This window comes from Acidiplasma cupricumulans (assembly GCF_001402935.1).
Lineage (GTDB): Archaea > Thermoplasmatota > Thermoplasmata > Thermoplasmatales > Thermoplasmataceae > Acidiplasma > Acidiplasma aeolicum.
In genome coordinates this window covers 1-1,329 of record NZ_LKBH01000077.1, presented here as the reverse complement: position 1 = coordinate 1,329, position 1,329 = coordinate 1, and the positions used below count along the sequence as shown (strand labels likewise).

At 30.1% G+C, this 1,329-nt stretch carries 1 protein-coding gene; it reads right to left on the bottom strand.

All coding sequences use genetic code 11. The annotated features are described in order from the left end of the window. Window positions 1-262: 262 nt before the first annotated feature. Entirely contained in the window at window positions 263-613 is a 351-nt protein-coding gene (locus AOG55_RS02520) for a hypothetical protein (RefSeq protein ID WP_156318726.1), read from the bottom strand. Between the last annotated feature and the right edge of the window lie 716 nt (window positions 614-1,329).

Below are 1,329 nucleotides of genomic sequence, written 5' to 3'. Positions count from 1 at the left end.
TATAATATAGATTTATGGTATTAGATTTCCCGTAAAAATTGCGCTTATTATATACTTTCTCCTGTTCATTTGCAATAACATTTTCCGATACTTTATAATCACCTTAATTCTGCATCACTTTTTTAATATAAGGTATATTTTCTCATACATCACATTATTTTCAATAGGAGAACCTATTTTTGATTCTACCTTACTTATTTTGTTATTTTAAGTAATTATTAAAAAGCCTCATTTTTTATTTAGGTTGTTTACCATATTTTGTTTAAATATAAATTCCCCTGTTAATAATGAAATATAGTTTGCTGAATTTAAGTTTAAAATGTGCCCAAACTTCATATCTCTCTGTTGGATTAAGCCTTGGGTAATTTGCAACATCATCAAGTACACCTAATATAAATCTATCTACATCAGGATCAAGTATAAGTTTGTGCATGGTTACTGTCTCATCACCGAGATACTCTCCATGTTCCCACCTTGGTATTTTCTGGTCAAATACCTTTTCTGTATATAAAATTCCCTGATCATATAAATCCTTTAATGCTGGAAATAACGCATCATATGTATTATCTACCTTTCTATTCACCACATCAATAATTGCTCCACCTTTTGCCATATTTTTCACCTCATTTTTTCTTTCTTTTTTTGTTAATATCACTTAACTTATTTTCTTTCCCAACTGTTCCAGTGTCAAGGTCTTCATTCTTTATTATTATCCCTCTATCCTCCATATACTTACGGTAAAATGAATAGAACGCTGAACCTGGCTCATGACCTAATAACCCTCAAAATCTACAGGTGTTACAAACCCATTCTTTATTAGTGTTAAAACCCTTTACCATGACCTTGGTGTTGCGGCCGCCTGTTCTAGTATCTTTGGATTTACATCATATAGACATTTTTCATTCATTGGCCCTTTAAGAAAATCAGTTAATGATGTTATTAAATAGTATACCTTAAACCTTGTATAAAGTGGTAATGGTAGATTATGTATAGGATTTTTGCATCCAAACTTCTGTTGTCTGCTGTTATTAGTGAATACATTAATATATCCTGATTTCCTAATTTATCATTTAGTACAATTCGGTAGAACTCCGATTTTATTGACTGACACATTGTGCTGGTAAATACCATACGCCTTAATCACATACCATAGATTATACCAAAATTCTGTGCTAATATATCGGATTGATGAATTGCTATAAATGCAATGATGATGTTAAATACATGTTTAGTAAATGGTATCATTTATCAATACATAGAATATGATGCCCGATCGATACTTAATCTGCATGGATTATAATCAGTATTAAAAATATATTTTTATTATTA

Excerpts from the sequence above, each read along its gene's own strand:
- AOG55_RS02520 (WP_156318726.1), bottom strand. The coding sequence starts at position 613 with ATGGCAAAAGGTGGAGCAATTATTGATGTGGTGAATAGAAAGGTAGAT.